Origin of the sequence: Mesorhizobium sp. M0587 (assembly GCF_040320945.1) — a bacterium.
GTDB lineage: Bacteria > Pseudomonadota > Alphaproteobacteria > Rhizobiales > Rhizobiaceae > Mesorhizobium.
This window is the reverse complement of sequence record NZ_JAMYQP010000013.1, coordinates 64,309-80,949: the sequence shown is the minus strand read 5'-3', so window position 1 is coordinate 80,949 and position 16,641 is coordinate 64,309. Positions and strand designations below refer to the sequence as shown.

The following is a 16,641-nucleotide window of genomic DNA, read 5'->3' as shown; positions in this document are numbered from 1 at the left end:
CGAACCTTCCTGGAATTGCTCTAGCCGATCGCTTGCAATGGCCGGTTTACGGCTGCCGAGGCACGCAGGGCGGCCAGGCAGCCGAGAAGCCCGAGCGGGACGAAGGCGAGGAACAGCCAGCTCGCGACATTGGCGGCGGCGTCGTGGTCCAAGCCTTGCGAAAAGCCGCTGGCATTGGCGACGATGCCGGCGAGTGCGGCACCCACCGCATAGCCGATGCGCTGCATGGTCGGCACCGCGGCCGAGGCGATGGTCTGCTCGCCTTCAGGCGCGGAGGCGACGATGACGCGCGTCAGGAACGGCCAGGCGATGCCGAAGCCGCCTCCCTGCAACAGGGCGCATACCAGGATCAGCGGAATGGAACCCAGTGGTATCGTATAAGCGAAGCCGGCGATACCGGCAGCGATCATCAGCGCGCCACAGACAATGATCAGCCGCTCGCGTTGCGGCGGGGCGTTGGCGACAAGAATGGACAGGATCGACCAGGCGATCGATTCGGCGGCGATGATGTAGCCGGTGGTCATGAGCGGAATGTCGTGCAGGCTGGTCAGCAGCAGCGGTCCGTAGAGACCGAAGGAACAGGTCGCCACCGAAAAGGCGGCGACCATGGTCATCCCGGCGCCGACCGGCGTGCGCCACGAGAACAGCCGCGCCGGGAAAAGCCGGGAGCGCGGTTTCAGCGCGTCGATGTGGAAGAACAGCACCAGGCCGACCAGACCGAACACCATCAGCAGCGAGGAACGCAGCAAGGCGATGTCGACGCCGGCCGAGGCGATCAGCACCACGGCGACGGCAAGGCAGCCAAGCGCGATGAACGGGAAGGGCGGAGCCTTGCCGGCGTTCGTGCTGGGCCTCGTCGCCTCCGGCGTGTCGAGCACGATGAAGCTTGCCAGCGCCATGACGGTGCCCCCGAAAGTGAAGATGCCGAAGGCCCAGCGCCACGACAGGAGCTCGGTCATGATCGCGCCCAGCATCGGGCCGCTGAACGCGGCGACGCCCCAGATCGCCGACATGATGCCGAAAAGCTGCGGCCAGATGGCGCGCGCAAACAGCCGTTCGACCGAGACGAAGGCCAGCGACACCAGCGCGCCGCCGCCAAGCCCCTCGATCAGGCGGCCGGCGAGGAACAATTGCATGGAAGGCGAAGTGGCGCAGATCAGCGCGCCGGCCGCGTAAAGCAGGGCGGCGACCATCATGTTGGTGCGCAGCGCGACGTAGCTAACCAGCCGTCCGGCGGCAGCGCCAGCGACGATGGCGCCGAGCTCGTAGATCGCCAGCGACCAGCCGACGAGCTGGACGCCGGCCAGTTCGCCGACCATGGCGGGCATCACCGTCGCAACCATCGTTTCGTTGGTGGCGTGCAGCAGGATGCCAAGGCTGACAAAGCAGAAGCGGGCCAGATCGCCGCTTGCCCACAATGCGCGCCAGTCGACCCTGTTTGTCCTGATGCCGGTCATTTCGATCCCTCGAATTTCATATCCTGATGCAAGCGCATTGCGCCAGGAGCCAGTTTGGGCTTCCGGCAGGACCATGCGCGATCAAGAGCGCCAGAGCGCCTTTTGCGCCCGACCGGGCTTGCTGCTCGGCCGGGACGGGTTTGTAGAACCTCAACCAGGCTTGAGCTCAAGCGATTTTTACTGTTCGAGTTGGCCTAAGGCCTTCGTCATCCTAGGGCGGAGCAAGGAGCGCAGCGACGCGGCGCCGACTCGAGGATCCTGCCGCGACTTTCGCGACGATCACGGCGATCCGGAACGGCGCACTACCACCCAGTCTCGCGAAAGAGTTCGAACCATTCCGGGTTGGTTTTCTCGATCAGTTCGATCTTCCACTGACGGGGCTAACGCTTCAGCGATTTCTCGCGTTGGATCGCATCAGTGATGTCAAAATATTCCTCGTACCAGACCAGCCGCTGCACGCCGTAGCGGCTGGTGAAACGGGAGCCTTGGCCGGACGTGTGCTCAGGCATGCGGCGGCCGAGATCGTTGGTGACGCCGATATAGAGGGTGCCGCGCTTCTGACTCGCACTTATGTAGACATAGCCGGTCACGCCTCAACCATAACGGGCAATCGGAGCGCCGACTATCCCTCATCCGCTGCATTTCTCGGCAGGCGTCGCGGCATGGATCCTAGGGTCTGCGCCGCGTCGCTTCAGAGCGCTGCTACGGTGCGGAATCCGTTTCGCTGCACTCCTCGACAATGGGTATCTGTCCGGCTTCCGCGCCGCAGGGAGAGGGGTCGTGGAGCGCAAGGCTCCATGGATCTACTTGAGCGAGTGGATCAGTTCGAGCGAGGTCACGGCGACCGCGAGGTTGACGCCGGTCTGCGCCTGGACGCTGAGCGGCTCCAGCATGAAGGCGCTGTCAAAGCCGCCGACCAGCAGGTTGGCGCCGCCGCCGGTCACGATGCTCGCCTCGGCATTGACGCCGTAATAGCTGCCGGCGAGATCGCCCGCATCGCGATCGCGGGTTGCCGCCAGCACGGCCCAGACCAACTGGCCCTGATGGGTCTTGCCGACATCGACGCCAAGCTTGGAGATGACGCCGGTGTAAACCTCGGACGGTCCATGATGAGAGGGGCGGAAGACGCAGGACACGCCCTTGTTGGAGGTCACGATATAGGCGGTGCCGCCATCGATGGTGCAGTCGAGGGTGCCCAGCTGCAGCTTGCCGGCGCTGGCCGGAGCGGCGACGAATGCCGTCGTGATGAGGGCAGCGGCGCAGGCGAGTTTCTTGATCATGGGAGGGTCCTTTCGCGAATTGCTTCAAAGTAACGGCTTGGGTGGCCAGACCGTTCCGCTGAAAACTTGGCGCGAACAAGGCAAGTGTCGAGAGCCTGCCGCCGGGGTTAACGCGCGGTTGCCGCGGGGATGCCGGTCTGCAACAGCGCGGGTCGCCTTGGACACGCAGAGGACGCCGCGGCGCTTGGAGCGCGTCCGCGGTTCCATGAAACGCCGACGCGCCCTATCTCTTGTTCGACGCAAATTCCGGACGGAAAACCGTCCCGTGGCTTTCCCGGGATTCCCTGGCCGAACGAATGCCGATGTCAGCTGACGCGGGCGAGGCCGTCCTTGGCCGGCTGGTAGGTGGGATTCAGGCGCACGGCTTCGTGATAGGCTTTCGCCGCCTTGGCCTTGTCGCCGCGGCGCTCGTAGATCAGCGCCTGGTTGGCCCAGGCCTCGGCATTCCTGCCGTCGAGCTTGATGGCCATATTGAAGTCGGAGAAGGCGTTGTCCTCGTCGCCCGTCGCCAGGTAGGAGAGGCCGCGGCCGTTGTAGGGCTCGGCGGCATCGGGCGCCAGCGAGATGGCGGTCGAGAAATCCTCGATGGCGAACTTGTGCTGGCCCTGGCTCTGATAGATCAGGCCGCGATTGTGGTAGGCGCGGGCGTCAGTGGTGTCGAGCTGGATCGCCTTCTGGAAATCGTTGAAGGCATCCTGGGTGCGGCCCGCCTTGCGGTAGAGATTGCCGCGGCCGATATAGGCGGCATCGTAATTGCCGTTGATCTGGATCGAACGATTATAGTCCGCGAGAGCGGCTTCCTGGTTGCCGAGGAAGCGTTGGATGAGGGCGCGGTTCGAGTAGGCCTGGTAGAAATTCGGGTTGAGCTGGATGGCCTGGTTGAAGTCCTTGAGCGCCGCCTGGTACTGGCCGCCGCGGCCATAGGCCGAGCCGCGCACATTGTAGGCTTCGGGATCCTGGGGGCTGCGCTGGATGACCGCCGACAGCGAGGCGATGTTCTCGCTCGACCCTTGCGCCTTGTCGATGTTGTTGAACTCGCCGGTAGGGCCTGATGTCTGGCAGCCGGCAAGCAGCAGTCCGGAAAGCAGGGCGGCTGTAAGGGCAAAACCACGCAATGCGGCTCCGCGCTCCACGCTGATTGCGTTCATGTCTGCCCTGTCCTCACTTGCGCCGCGTCATTCAGGCCCGGATCCCCCTCCGGGCCGGGTCAAAGTCAAAACAAAAAGGTGGCGGCGATTCCGCATCGCGCCACCTTAGCTATCCTTCGAAAAGGACGAAATATTGGCGTAAATCAGCGCGGCGGACGCGCTGCACCGGCGGCACCGCCGGCAGCCACCGGACGCGGCGTCATCGGCAGCAGGCCTTCGCGCTGGGCGCGCTTGCGGGCCAGCTTGCGGGCGCGGCGCACGGCTTCCGCCTTTTCGCGGGCGCGCTTCTCGGAAGGCTTCTCGTAGTGGCCGCGCATCTTCATTTCGCGGAAAATGCCTTCGCGCTGCATCTTCTTCTTGAGCGCGCGAAGCGCCTGATCAACGTTGTTGTCGCGGACGAGTACCTGCACGGGCAATCCTGTCTTTCGGGTTTGATATCAACAGGCAAGCGGACCATAGACGCTTGCCCCCGCGGCGCTCTACACCACGAATTGGGGCGGCTGATAGCAGAATCAGGCCGCGCTGTCCACAGTGGAAATGAAGAATGGCCGAATGGAGAAGGGCATCGAACCGAAATAAAAAACCCGCCTTGGCGGCGGGCCCCAGGCGCAAAACAGCACCATCCCCAAAATAATAGCATAGCGGCCCTTACTTGTCGAGCGAAATCCGGGGCGAATGATCCGGGCGGTGGCCTGGGGCCGGCTTGCCTTGCTCCCTTGGCCAAATCCTATGCGGTTGCCAGATGCAGCCGCTCGAAATCCTCGAAGAACTCGCCATAGTCGCAGGTGATCTCCTCGCCCACGGCGATGTCGCGGGTCGCGATCGCGCCACCATAATGCGAAAAATCGGTGTTCGGCGTCGCGGCATGGTTCATGAAGCGGCCATTGTCGACCTCATAGACCATGAAGCCTGGACGGTCCGGGCTTGGATAGGCATAGCGGTCGAGCAATTCCCTGAGATGCGGGGGCGCCGCCTGGTATTCGTCCATCGGGATCAGCCGGTCGAAATCGGGGTCGAGCCGCCAGATCGAGGCGCCCTTCCCGATCGGCTCGGCGGCAAACACGCCGACGCCCTCGATAGCGCTCGCAGCGACATAGGTTCGGATCAGCATCATGTTTCCAAGACCTGCGTTTGACAGGAAACGCAATCGCCAAATCCCGCGCAAAAAGCAAGAGCGGCTGTCCCTCCCTGCGGCGGCGAACATGTCTACCGGCCGCCAAACCCCTTCACGTCCGGTTGATCGAGACGCCGCCGTCGGCAAACAGCGCGGTTCCGGTGGTGAAGCTCGAGGCGTCGGAGGCGAGGTAGAGCGCCGAGCGGGCGATCTCCTCGGGTTCGGCAACACGCTTCAGCGCATGCAGTCCTTCCACGAAGGCGCGGGACTCGGGGGTCTTGAAGGTTGCCGCCGGAGTGTCGGTACCACCGGGTAGCAGTGCGTTGACCCGTATGCCTCGCGGGCCGTATTCGGCGGCGAGTACCTGCGTCAATCCAATCAGGCCGGCTTTGCTTGCGGCATAGCTGGTCATCCCGGGCATACCGACCGTGTGGCCGACGAAGGTGGAGGTGAAGATCAACGAGCCACCGCCGCGCTCGATCATCGCCGGCACCTGATATTTCGCGCCGAGAAACGCGCTGGTCAGGTTGGTGTCCAGCGTTTCGCGCCATCCCTCCAGGAGCAGATCCGATATCGGCCCCATCTGGCCGACCGCGCCGGCATTGTTGAAGGCGATGTCGAGACCGCCGAATTTTTCGATGGCAAGATCGACAAGGGCCTTGGCGTAGGATTCGTCCCGGACATCGCCAGCAAGCGCGACCGCCGTGCCGTCGGCGTCGGCGATCTCGGCGACAAGCGCATCGAGCTCCGCCTGACGGCGGGCGGCGACGATGAGCTTGGCGCCTTGCTTGGCGAAGAGCTTTGCAGTGGCGCGGCCGATGCCGGAACTGGCACCGGTGACGATGGCGATCTTGTTGGCGAGTGCGAGCATCTTTTTGCGTCCTTTGCTTCGCGCCAGCTCTGCCGGCGATCGGATGCTTGGTCGCAAATGGAGCGGGGCGGAACCACCCGAAACCTGCGGAGGCTGCGCCGCCGGCGCAATCGCCTCCGGGTCAATCTCCAACCGTCTGACGGAGACCATGAACAGCCGGCGCCCGGAAGAGATGGCAATCGCGAGCTGAAGCGATGGCCGGATCGTGCCGAACTATTGCCGCAGCAGCCATCCTAGGCGGTCGAGCGAGAAGGCGTAGCTGACGGCGACGAGCATGGCGGCGAGGATGCCAGTGGTCGTATGGCCGGTCAGATAAAATCCAGCCGCGCCGCCGAACAGAATGGCGAGTTCCAGCACCAGCCGCACCGCACCCGGAACCGGCACCGGTGCGCGGCCCGACCGGCTTGGATCGTCGAGCACCGCGAAGGTGCCCCACAAGGCAGCCGCGATGAATGGCAGGGCCAGAGCCGGAATCCAGCGCCACAACCCGCCGACGAGGCTCCAGCCCCAGATGCCGAGGCCGAGCAAGGCGGCAAGCTCCAGCAGGAAGCGTAATGTCAGGTTCCACCAGGCGTTGCCCACAATCGTCCTCCGGTTTCGCACAAAGGCAATGTGACCGGAAGTGGCCATGGGCGCCAGACGGGACGCCTCTTTTTCAACACGGCGCAAAACGGCAAGCGCCGTCGCAAACAGCGCAAGGGTGGAAGCGCGGTTTCGCTAGTGATACACCTCGCGCGCCGGGGCCAGAACCAATGCCCGGCCGGTATTCGCGAGACCTTTTGGCGAGAGGCTGGGACGTTGAAGAAATATTCGGTATTCGCCATCGCCCGCGAGGCCATGCGTGGCCACAAGGGCTGGGAAGAGCAATGGTCCTCGCCTGAGCCGAAGAAGGAATACGACGTCATCATCGTCGGCGCCGGCGGCCACGGCCTGGCCACGGCCTATTATCTCGCCACGGTGCACGGCATCACCAATGTCGCGGTGCTGGAAAAGGGTTGGCTCGGCGGCGGCAATACCGGCCGCAACACCACCATTATCCGCTCCAACTATCTCTATGATGAAAGCGCCGGCATTTACGACCATGCGCTGAAGCTGTGGGATGGGCTCTCCCAGGAACTCAACTACAACGTCATGTACTCGGCGCGCGGCGTCATGATGCTCGCCCACAATGTGCACGACATCCAGGTGCTGAAGCGCCATGTCCACGCCAACCGGCTGAACGGCATCGACAATGAATGGCTGTCGCCGGAGCAGGCCAAGGAATTCTGCCCGCCGCTCAACACCTCCAAAGACGCACGCTATCCAGTCGTCGGTGCCGCCTTGCAGCGCCGCGGCGGCACGGCGCGCCATGATGCGGTGGCCTGGGGCTACGCGCGCGGCGCCTCGGCGCGCGGCGTCCACATCATCCAGAACTGCGAGGTGACCGGGGTCAAGCGGGCGCCGAACGGCGCGGTGATCGGCGTCGACACGACGCGCGGGTTCATCGGCGCCAGGAAGGTCGGCGTCGTCGCTGCCGGCCATTCCTCGGTGATCATGAACATGGCCGGCGTGCGAATGCCGCTGGAGAGCTATCCGCTGCAGGCGCTGGTGTCGGAGCCGGTCAAGCCTGTCGTTCCCTGCGTGGTGATGTCGAACACGGTGCATGCCTATATCTCGCAGTCGGACAAGGGCGAACTGGTGATCGGCGCCGGCACCGACCAGTATGTCTCCTATTCGCAGACCGGCGGCCTGCACATATTGCAGCATACGCTGGACGCCATCTGCGAGATGTTCCCGATCTTCACGCGCATGAAGATGCTGCGCTCCTGGGGCGGCATCGTCGACGTCACGCCCGACCGCTCGCCGATCCTGGCCAAGACGCCGGTGCCCGGCCTCTACGTCAATTGCGGTTGGGGTACGGGCGGCTTCAAGGCGACGCCTGGTTCGGGCCATGTCTTTGCCCACACCATCGCCAGGGACGATCCGCATCCGATCAACGCACCCTTCACCATCGAACGCTTCCGCACCGGCCGCCTCATCGACGAGGCGGCGGCGGCGGCGGTGGCGCACTGATGATGGCTGAGATGGCTGTCGCGATGCCGCTGATCATGGCGGGGGAACAGGGCATGTTCCATATGCCGTCGCCGCAAGAGGTGCGGATGCAGCCGATCGAGCGCGCCGGCAACGAGGCCGGCTGGCCGTTTTCGGTCGACGAGGGAATGCTGGCGGGCGTCTGGAGCGCTGGCCAGAAGGTGGTGATGTTCTTCGAAGACCGGCCGGATGGGCTGGACGCGGAGGAGGACTTCGAACCGCGTGCGGTCATCGTCACGACGGACCCGCTGCAACTGACACTCGGCAACATGGCCGACCGGGACCTGTTTCGCGATGCCGCGAGCGTCGAGGAGCGCATGCGGCTCGTCGCCCCGTTCGTGACCATGGGCCAGAAGCTTTGCGACCAACCCGCCGGCGCCCGCGTCGGCCACGGCGAATTGTAGGAACGACACGATGCTTCTCATCCGCTGCCCCTATTGCGAGGAAGAGCGCCCGGAGCTCGAGTTCCGCAACGCCGGCGAGGCGCATATCGCGCGCTCGGCCAATATCGCTGGCGAGAGCGACGATGATTTCGAAAAGTTCTTCTTCATCCGCTCCAACCCCAAGGGCATCATCTATGAGCGCTGGCGGCACATGCATGGCTGCGCCCGTTTTTTCAACGCCGTGCGCGACACCGTCACCGACAAGTTCATCATGACCTACAAGGCCGGCGAGCCGAAGCCGTCGAAGCTGCCCAGAAACTCCAGCGAAGTGGTTGCCAAATGAGCGGCGCGTTCCGCATCCCCAGCGCCGGCCGCCTCAGACAGGCCAAGACCGCTCGGTTCAGCTTCGATGGCCAGTCCTACGTCGGCATCGAGGGTGACACGCTGGCTTCGGCGCTGCTCGCCAACGGCGTCCACCTTGTCGGCCGCTCGTTCAAGTACCACCGGCCGCGCGGCATACTGTCGGCGGGCGCCGAGGAACCGAACGCGCTGGTCGAGATCAAGCGTGACGCGGCCCGCAAGACGCCGAATGTTCGGGCGACAGTGCAGGAGCTTTATGACGGGCTTGCCGCACAGTCGCAGAACCGCTGGCCGTCGCTGTCCTTCGATGTCAGCGCCGTCAACGACATCGCCTCGCCGCTATTTTCGGCAGGCTTCTACTACAAGACCTTCATGTGGCCGAAGGCAGCCTGGAAAAGCCTCTACGAGCCGAAGATCCGCGCCGCGGCCGGCCTCGGCGTTTCCCCCGACAAGCCCGATCCCGACCATTATTCCTCGCGCTACGCGCATTGCGACGTGCTGGTGCTGGGTGGTGGCGCGGCCGGCATCGCAGCGGCGTTGGCGGCGGCTGAAACCGGCGCGCGCGTCATCCTCGCCGACGAGCAGGCCGACTTCGGCGGCAGCCTGCGTTTCGAAAGCGGCGCTCGGATCGACGGCCAGGGCGGTTTTGCCTGGGCGCAGGCGGCGGTGGCGAAGCTCGCCGCCATGGACAATGTCCGCGTGCTGCCGCGCACGACGGCTTTCGGTTATTACGCACAGAATTTCGTCGGGCTTGTCGAGCGTGTCAGCGACCATCTCTCGACCCCCGGCCACGAATTGCCGCGCGAGCGGCTGTGGCAGGTCAGGGCCAAGCGCGTGGTGCTGGCCTCCGGCGCCATCGAGCGCCACATGGTGTTCGCCGACAATGACCGGCCGGGCGTCATGCTCGCAGGGGCGGCGCGCACCTATCTCAACCATTACGGCGTCGCGGTCGGCAGGAATGTCGGCGTCTACACCGCCAATGATTCCGCCTACGCGGCGGCGATCGACCTGAAGAAGGCCGGCGTCAACGTCGCGGCGATCGTCGATCTGCGCGACAATCCGACCGGACCGGTGATCGACGAAGCGAGGGCGCTCGGCATCGAGATCAATTTCGGCCGCGCGGTGATCCGTGCCGGTGGCAAGTTGCGGGTGTCGTCGATGACCGTGCAGCCGAAGAACGGCGGCGGCGAGCGTACCATTCCTGTCGATGCGATCCTGATGTCGGCTGGCTGGACGCCGTCGGTGCATCTGTTCTCGCAATCGCGCGGCAAGGTCGCCTTCAACGACGAGACCAAGCGCTTCGTGCCGGGCACCTATGCGCAGGACTGCGTCTCGGTCGGCGCCTGCAATGGCACCGATGGTCTCTCGGCAACAATCGACGAGGCCTATGCGGCGGGCGCCAAGGCGGCCAAGGAGGCCGGCGCGAAAGCCGCCAAGGGCGCCAAGCCGAAGGTCGATGCCTCGGAGAGCTGGTCTCGCGGCATGCTGGGTGCGGCTCCCGGCGCCGGGGCGGACACTACGGTCAAGGCCTTCGTCGATTTCCAGAACGACGTCACCGCCAAGGATATCCGCCAGGCGGTGCATGAAGGCATGCGCTCGATCGAGCACGTCAAGCGCTTCACCACCAACGGCATGGCGACCGACCAGGGCAAGACCTCCAATATGCACGGCCTGGCGATTGCTGCCGAGACGCTGGGCAAGCCGATCCCGGAGGTCGGCCTGACCACGTTCCGGGCGCCCTATACGCCGGTCACCTTCGGCGCGATCGTCAGCCATGCGCGCGGTCCATTGTTCGACCCGACCCGCAAGACGGCGATCCATCCGTGGGCCGAGGCGCAAGGTGCCGTGTTCGAGGATGTCGGCCAATGGAAGCGCGCGTGGTATTTCCCGAAGGCGGGCGAGGACATGCACGCGGCGGTGGACCGGGAATGCGTCGCGGTGCGCAACACGGCCGGCCTGTTCGATGCCTCGACACTGGGCAAGATCGAAGTGGTCGGGCCGGATGCGGCCAAATTCATGGAATTGCTCTACACCAATCCGTGGGAGAAGCTGGAGCCCGGCCGCTGCCGCTATGGCATCATGCTGCGCGAGGATGGCTTCATCTACGATGACGGCGTCGTCGGCAGGCTGGCGCCGGACCGCTTCCATGTGACGACGACGACGGGCGGCGCGCCGCGCGTTATGAACCACATGGAGGATTATCTCCAGACCGAGTTCCCGCACCTCAATGTTTGGCTGACCTCGATCACCGAGCAATGGGCGGTCATCGCCGTACAGGGGCCGAAGTCCCGCGACATCATAGCGCCGCTGGTCGAAGGCATCGACATGTCCGACGAGGCGCTGCCGCATATGTCGGTGCGCGAAGGCAAGATTTGCGGCGTGCCGACCAGACTATTCCGCATGTCGTTCACCGGCGAGCGCGGCTTCGAGGTCAACGTGCCGGCCGACTACGGCCAGGCCGTCTGGGAAGCGCTGTGGGCCGAAGGCCAGAAGCATGGTGCGGCCGCATACGGCACCGAGGCCATGCACGTGCTGCGCGCCGAAAAAGGCTACATCATCGTCGGCCAGGACACGGATGGCACGGTGACGCCGAACGATGCCGGCCTCGACTGGGCGGTCGGCAAGAAGAAGACCGACTTCGTCGGCATCAGGGGCCTGACGCGGCCGGACCTGGTCGCCAGTGGCCGCAAGCAGCTGGTCGGCCTCAAGACCAAGGACCCGAAGGTGGTGCTGGAGGAAGGCGCGCAGATCGTCGAGGATCCCAAACAAGCGATCCCCATGAAGATGATCGGCCATGTCACCTCGAGCTATTGGTCGCAGAATTGCGGCCGCTCGATTGCACTGGCGCTGGTCGCCGGCGGCCGCGACCGGATGGGTGACACGCTCTACGTGCCGATGCCGGACGGGGTGATCGAAGTGGAGGTTACCGGCATGGTGTTCTTCGACGAGACGGGAGGGCGCCTCAATGGCTAAGGCTGCCGCAAAGAAAGTGGCTTCGGCCGCATCGCCTTCGGTCGAGCGCCGTCCGGCGCTGGCCGGACGCGCGACCTCCGCCACCAGCGTCAAGGTCGAGGTGTTGCCACCGGCGGAGCGCATCTCGCTGCGCGCGCCGGAAGCTTCGGTTGCGGCATTGTCTAAGGCGCTCGGCCTGACCTTGCTGAAAAAGCCCAAAACTTCGGCATCAAAGGCAGGGCGCACTGCGCTGTGGCTCGGCCCCGACGAATGGCTTGTCATCGACGAGGCCGGAAACGACCCGCTCACTAATTGCGCGGAGGTTCCGGCCCTGCATTCGGCCGTCGGCGTCTCGCATCGCAATATCGCGATCTCGGTCACCGGTCCGGCGGCCGAAGCCGCGATCGCTTCAGGCTGCCCGCAGGACCTGTCGCTCGAAGTCTTTCCGGTCGGGGCCGCTTCGCGCACCATCCTCGGCAAGGCCGAGATCGTGCTGCTGCGCACCGCCGCCGATGCCTTCCGGGTCGAGTGCTGGCGTTCCTTCTCGGACTATGTTTTTACTTTCCTGTCCGAAGGGGCACGCGACGCGGCGGTCTGAACCCGGAACGTTTGCCGCCCGCGTCCGTTGTGCGGCAGCACGTCGAGGGAGAATGTTCGATGCCGTCAAAGTCAGCGCCGAAGCCGCCTCGGAAGACGGCAGCGAAAACCGCGGCTGTCCGCTCGTTCGAGCATGAGCGGCATCCCGAGGCCGACGCCGAGGAGGAACTCGAGGAAGGTCTCGAGGATACGTTCCCGGCCAGCGATCCAGTGTCGATCACCGGAACGGCCATTCCCGGCGCGCCCGCCAGGCCCGGCAAGGCCAAGTCCGTCGCCGGCCGGAAGAGCCGAAAGCCCTGATTTCCCCAAGCTTCGGCTGAGCCGCATCTTCTCAAGGATGCCTGGGATGCGCTATTTAAAGCGCTTTGGGAGATGAAAAATGCCGACAAAAGCCATCGTCTGGGGCGAGAACGTTCATGAACAGACCAATGCCGCCGTGCGCGACCTCTATCCCAAGGGCATGCACGGCACCATTGCCGCCGCGCTGAACCAGGACAAGGGCATTGAGGCGACCACCGCCACCTTGCAGGAGGCCGAGCACGGCTTGAGCGAAAAGCGCCTGGCCGAGACCGATGTCCTTCTGTGGTGGGGGCACGCTGCCCATGGCGAGGTCAAGGACGAGATCGTCGAGCGCGTGCAGAAGCGGGTCTGGGAAGGCATGGGGCTGATCGTGCTCCACTCCGGCCACTATTCGAAGATATTCAAGCGGCTGATGGGCACGCCCTGTTCGCTGAAATGGCGCGAGGCGGGCGAGCGCGAGCGGGTCTGGGCGATCAACCGCGGCCATCCCATCGCGCAAGGCATCGGCGAATGCCTTGAGATCGGCGAGACCGAAATGTATGGCGAGCCATTCGCGGTGCCGGAGCCGCTGGAGACGGTGTTCGTCTCCTGGTACGAGGGCGGCGAAGTGTTCCGGTCCGGGCTGACTTATCAGCGCGGCGCCGGCAGGATCTTCTACTTCTCGCCCGGCCACGAGACCTACCCGATCTATCACAATGAGGGCGTGCAGCAGGTGCTGCGCAACGCCGTCCACTGGGCGCACAACCCGGCGCCTGCCTGGTCCGGCATCACCAACGCGCCGAACGTGCCGACGGACAAGGCCAAGGAAAAGATCGTGCAGAAAGGCCTGCGCCTGCATGCCGATGGCGACAAGGGCCTTAGTTGATGCCGCATCGCCTGCTTCTGCTCGGCACGGGTGGCATTGCCGGGCATCACGTGGAAGAATTCGCTGAGGTCCCCGGCTGTAGCATCGTCGCCTGCGTCGATCAGGTGCCGGGCCGAGCGGCCACATTCGCCGCCGCCAACAGGATCGGCTATTTCTTCGAGAGCCTGGAGGCGGCGATCGCCTGGGGCCAGTTCGACGCCGCCATCAACGCGACGCCGGACGGCGTGCACAAGGCAACGACGCTGGCGCTGCTTGCCCAGGGAAAGCACGTCTTCTGCGAAAAGCCGCTGGCGCCGAACCACGCCGATGCACTCGACATGACCGAAGCCGCCGAGGCGGCCGGGGTCGTCAACATGGTCAACCTGACCTATCGCAACTCGCCGGCGATCCAGGAAGCGCGGCGCATGGTGCAGGCCGGCGAGATCGGCGAACTGCGCCATGTCGAGGCGAGCTACCGGCAGAGCTGGCTGGTCAGCAAATCCTGGGGAGACTGGCGGGTCGAGGACAAATGGCTGTGGCGCCTTTCTAGCCGGCATGGCTCGACAGGCGTGCTGGGTGACGTGGGCATCCACATCCTCGACTTCGCTACCTATGGCGCAGGCCAGGATGTCGTCAGCCTGAATGCCGATCTAGTGACGTTTTCGAAGGCCGAGGGCGAACGCATAGGCGACTATTTTCTGGACGCCAATGACAGCGTGGCGATGACGGGGCGGCTAAGGTCCGGCGCGCTCGCCACGATCGTGGCGAGCCGCTACGCGACCGGTCATGCCAACGATCTGTCGCTCGCCCTGCACGGCACCGGGGGCGCCATCAAAGTGGAAACCGACGGCAAGGCATCGAGCCTCTCCGCCTGTGTCGGCGCCGACATCGACCAGCAGCGCTGGCGCACGCTGGTGCCGCCGGAAGTCAAGCGCAACGCCCGGCGTTTCGCCGACGCGCTCGATGCTGGGCTAAACGGCGATCCGTCCTTTCGGCGCGCCGCCGACATGCAGAAACTGATCGACGCGGCGTTCGAGAGTTCAGCGGCCAAGCTGCCGGTCTCGATCGGCTAGCGCGGTTCACCGTTTCGCGGAAGCGCCAAACCGCTCTATCTCTTTGTTTTTACGCAATTCCGGACGAAAGACTCTCAGAAACTCGGGCCGGTCCGTGCCTGCCGGAAGTGATTTCCCGCAATCTCAGAATGCGCCCGGCACGATCCAGGGATTGATGCTGATGCCGAGGCGCGGGCCCTTGCCTTCAGCGGTGTTTTCCGTGGAGCCCTTCTTCTCGACCGAGCCGGTCGAAGCGCAATCGAGCTTCGCGTTGGTCCTGGTGTCGATACAGGTTGCAGCGGGCACATGCTTGACCGGATGGGCGGTGTTGGCGGCGAAGGCCGAGCCCGAAAGTGCCAGCACGGCGGTAAGGGCGAGGAGTGTCTTTTTCATTGTCAGTCTCCGTTTTCGACGGGTGAATTTTTCTTCGTACATGTACGATACACCGTACATATACGTCCGGAGATGCTGGCGTTCAAGTGAGAAAACGTACATGTACGATAAATTTTATTGAACATTTAACTTTGCGGCGAACTGACACAGGTGGAGGGCCGGGCGGTGAGTGGCGTTTGCGGTTATGGATCGCATGGCTGATGGGCCGCATGCCTCAGCAACTAGCGCCTGTTCATCGCTTCGTCATCCTTGGGCGGAGCAAGGAGCGAAGCGACGCGGCGCAGACCCTAGGATCCATGCCGCGACGCCTGCCGAGAAATGCAGCGGATGAGGGATAGTCGGCGCTCCGATTGCCCGCCATGGCTGAGGCATGATCGGCTATGTCTACATAAGTGCGAGTCAGAAACGCGGCACCCTCTATATCGGCGTCACCAACGATCTCGGGCGCCGCATGCCTGAGCACAAGTCCGGCTAAGGCTCCCATTCACCAGCCGCTACGGCGTGCAGCGATTGGTCTGGTACGAGGAATATTTTTGACATCACCGACGCTATTTAGCGCGAGAAATCGCTGAAGCGTTGGCCCGTCAGTGGAAGATCGAACTGATCGAGAAGACCAACCCGGAATGGTTCGAACTCTTTCGCGGGACTGGGTGGTAGTGCGCCGTTCCGGATCGCCGTGATCGTCGCGAATGTCGCGGCATGGATCCTAGGGTCTGCGCCGCGTCGCTGCGCTCCTTGCTTTGCCCTAGGATGACGACGGTGTGGAAGGCCCGAGGCCAATCGCAGGCGTTGGAGTTCGGCATCGGAGGAGTTTTGGCATCAATGGCAATCCGGTACCTTCGAGATTACCCGAAGCATCCCTTCCCATCGTCCTAGGTACGGAGCTTCGCTCCTGCCTGACCCAGTGATGACGAAGTTGCGGAGGCTTCAGCCAACCCTGAATGGTCATGATGCTCCACTCCCGTGTAGTGCTAGGGGCCGCAACCATTGCACCGTCCCGCCGGCGTCCTCGAATACCGTTCAGCAGTCGACCGGATTCTCGGTAAGCGGCGGCACGTTTTGCGTGCTGAGCGTGGCAAGCGTGAAATCGCACATGCGCTTCACGAACGCCTGCGGGTCGCCGAAGGGGTAGAATGGGAAGGTGATCAGCAGCGAGATCGTGCCGTGGCCGACAGCCCACAGCATGGTGGCGATGGCGCGCGGGTCGCCCTGCAATTTGCCGGCGGCAACGCAGGCCTCGACCCTGCTGATCAGCACTTTCATCGCCGGATTGCTCTCCTCCATGTCCTCGTAGCTCCGGCCTTCCGGCAGCTTGGTCTTTTCAGTCATGAAGACGGTGCGGTATTCGTTGGGATTGCCCAGCCCGAAGGCAGCATATTCGGTCATGACGGCCTGCAACGCCTCGATTGGGTCGTCGGACGGGTGCTCCTCGATACGGCGGGCAAGCGTCTCGAACGCATCCTCGGCCAGCGCGAACAGAATGTCCTGCTTGTCGGCGAAGTAGGAATAGACCGACATCGGCGCATAGCCGACCCGCTTGGCCAGCTTGCGGATGGTCAGGCCTTCATAGCCTTCTTCCTGGACAAGCTTGTGCGCGGCCTCGACCAGTTCGGAGCGCAGTTCGGCCTTTTGTTTTTCGCGGCGTTTCTGGACGCTCTGCGGCAAGATCTGGTGCTTTCGTCGGGTTGGTGCCTGGCTAAATTATATACGCTGTACGGAAACGGACAAGAGCGTGGCAGGTTCCCAAGCGGCAGGCACCGGATGACGCCGACGCTGCCATCCAAGGTGACCGTGTGGCCGGCATGAAGGAGCTGGTTGGG

The 16,641-nt window shown here is 64.1% G+C and carries 17 protein-coding genes and 2 pseudogenes; 9 read left to right on the top strand and 10 right to left on the bottom strand.

The genetic code is table 11. From position 1 onward, the window contains the following. Positions 1 to 20: 20 nt before the first annotated feature. The 8 genes and pseudogenes from NKI49_RS14555 to NKI49_RS14520 all read right to left on the bottom strand — a co-directional run bounded on the left by NKI49_RS14555 (position 21) and on the right by NKI49_RS14520 (position 6,452). Complete coding sequence (locus tag NKI49_RS14555) at positions 21 to 1,457, bottom strand: MFS transporter (protein WP_352602182.1); 1,437 nt, start codon at positions 1,455 to 1,457, stop codon at positions 21 to 23. 302 nt (positions 1,458 to 1,759) lie between these two features. Further along, positions 1,760 to 2,047, bottom strand: a pseudogene (locus NKI49_RS14550) (GIY-YIG nuclease family protein). Positions 2,048 to 2,260: 213 nt separating this feature from the next. Further along, positions 2,261 to 2,737 (bottom strand): DUF992 domain-containing protein, encoded by a 477-nt coding sequence (locus tag NKI49_RS14545; protein ID WP_352602180.1) that lies wholly within the window; start codon positions 2,735 to 2,737, stop codon positions 2,261 to 2,263. Between the two features lie 305 nt (positions 2,738 to 3,042). Further along, positions 3,043 to 3,885, bottom strand: coding sequence for a tetratricopeptide repeat protein (locus tag NKI49_RS14540; protein WP_352602178.1), 843 nt, complete (start codon positions 3,883 to 3,885; stop codon positions 3,043 to 3,045). 143 nt (positions 3,886 to 4,028) lie between these two features. Then, positions 4,029 to 4,295, bottom strand: coding sequence for a 30S ribosomal protein S21 (gene rpsU / locus NKI49_RS14535; RefSeq protein WP_010911429.1), 267 nt, complete (start codon positions 4,293 to 4,295; stop codon positions 4,029 to 4,031). Between the two features lie 317 nt (positions 4,296 to 4,612). Next, complete coding sequence (locus tag NKI49_RS14530; protein ID WP_502899520.1) at positions 4,613 to 4,999, bottom strand: SET domain-containing protein; 387 nt, start codon at positions 4,997 to 4,999, stop codon at positions 4,613 to 4,615. 112 nt (positions 5,000 to 5,111) lie between these two features. Further along, positions 5,112 to 5,870, bottom strand: a complete 759-nt coding sequence (locus tag NKI49_RS14525; protein ID WP_352602173.1) for an SDR family oxidoreductase — start codon at positions 5,868 to 5,870, stop codon at positions 5,112 to 5,114. Between the two features lie 213 nt (positions 5,871 to 6,083). After that, positions 6,084 to 6,452 carry a YrdB family protein gene (locus tag NKI49_RS14520; RefSeq protein WP_352602171.1) on the bottom strand — a complete coding sequence of 123 codons (369 nt, stop codon included), beginning with the start codon at positions 6,450 to 6,452 and terminating at the stop codon, positions 6,084 to 6,086. A 216-nt stretch (positions 6,453 to 6,668) separates the two neighbouring features. Between NKI49_RS14520 and NKI49_RS14515 the strand changes: the two genes are divergently transcribed. The 8 genes from NKI49_RS14515 to NKI49_RS14480 all read left to right on the top strand — a co-directional run bounded on the left by NKI49_RS14515 (position 6,669) and on the right by NKI49_RS14480 (position 14,449). Further along, positions 6,669 to 7,922 (top strand): sarcosine oxidase subunit beta, encoded by a 1,254-nt coding sequence (locus tag NKI49_RS14515; protein WP_352602169.1) that lies wholly within the window; start codon positions 6,669 to 6,671, stop codon positions 7,920 to 7,922. Continuing rightward, positions 7,922 to 8,344: a hypothetical protein gene (locus NKI49_RS14510; RefSeq protein ID WP_352602167.1), complete on the top strand. Its 423-nt coding sequence runs from the start codon at positions 7,922 to 7,924 to the stop codon at positions 8,342 to 8,344. Before NKI49_RS14515 ends, NKI49_RS14510 begins: the two co-directional genes overlap by 1 nt. A 10-nt stretch (positions 8,345 to 8,354) precedes the next feature. Beyond that, complete coding sequence (locus NKI49_RS14505; protein ID WP_352602165.1) at positions 8,355 to 8,666, top strand: sarcosine oxidase subunit delta; 312 nt, start codon at positions 8,355 to 8,357, stop codon at positions 8,664 to 8,666. Continuing rightward, positions 8,663 to 11,656 (top strand): sarcosine oxidase subunit alpha, encoded by a 2,994-nt coding sequence (locus tag NKI49_RS14500; protein ID WP_352602163.1) that lies wholly within the window; start codon positions 8,663 to 8,665, stop codon positions 11,654 to 11,656. The genes NKI49_RS14505 and NKI49_RS14500 overlap by 4 nt, the downstream gene beginning before the upstream one ends. Then, positions 11,649 to 12,233: a sarcosine oxidase subunit gamma gene (locus tag NKI49_RS14495; RefSeq protein WP_352602161.1), complete on the top strand. Its 585-nt coding sequence runs from the start codon at positions 11,649 to 11,651 to the stop codon at positions 12,231 to 12,233. Before NKI49_RS14500 ends, NKI49_RS14495 begins: the two co-directional genes overlap by 8 nt. A 59-nt stretch (positions 12,234 to 12,292) precedes the next feature. Next, positions 12,293 to 12,532 carry a hypothetical protein gene (locus NKI49_RS14490; RefSeq protein WP_352602159.1) on the top strand — a complete coding sequence of 80 codons (240 nt, stop codon included), beginning with the start codon at positions 12,293 to 12,295 and terminating at the stop codon, positions 12,530 to 12,532. 79 nt (positions 12,533 to 12,611) lie between these two features. Then, entirely contained in the window at positions 12,612 to 13,397 is a 786-nt protein-coding gene (locus NKI49_RS14485; RefSeq protein ID WP_352602157.1) for a ThuA domain-containing protein, read from the top strand. Continuing rightward, a complete protein-coding gene (locus NKI49_RS14480) occupies positions 13,397 to 14,449 on the top strand; it encodes a Gfo/Idh/MocA family protein (protein ID WP_352602155.1) in 1,053 nt (350 codons plus the stop codon). The genes NKI49_RS14485 and NKI49_RS14480 overlap by 1 nt, the downstream gene beginning before the upstream one ends. A 123-nt stretch (positions 14,450 to 14,572) precedes the next feature. Here NKI49_RS14480 and NKI49_RS14475 read toward each other — a convergent pair whose 3' ends face one another. Further along, positions 14,573 to 14,821 (bottom strand): DUF680 domain-containing protein, encoded by a 249-nt coding sequence (locus NKI49_RS14475; RefSeq protein ID WP_352602153.1) that lies wholly within the window; start codon positions 14,819 to 14,821, stop codon positions 14,573 to 14,575. A gap of 370 nt (positions 14,822 to 15,191) precedes the next feature. Between NKI49_RS14475 and NKI49_RS14470 the strand changes: the two are divergent. Further along, positions 15,192 to 15,478, top strand: a pseudogene (locus NKI49_RS14470) (GIY-YIG nuclease family protein). Positions 15,479 to 15,841: 363 nt separating this feature from the next. Here the strand turns inward: NKI49_RS14470 and NKI49_RS14465 are convergent. Further along, the gene (locus tag NKI49_RS14465) at positions 15,842 to 16,486 is read right to left on the bottom strand and encodes a TetR/AcrR family transcriptional regulator (protein WP_027024107.1); all 645 of its coding nucleotides are present in this window, start codon (positions 16,484 to 16,486) and stop codon (positions 15,842 to 15,844) included. Between the last annotated feature and the right edge of the window lie 155 nt (positions 16,487 to 16,641).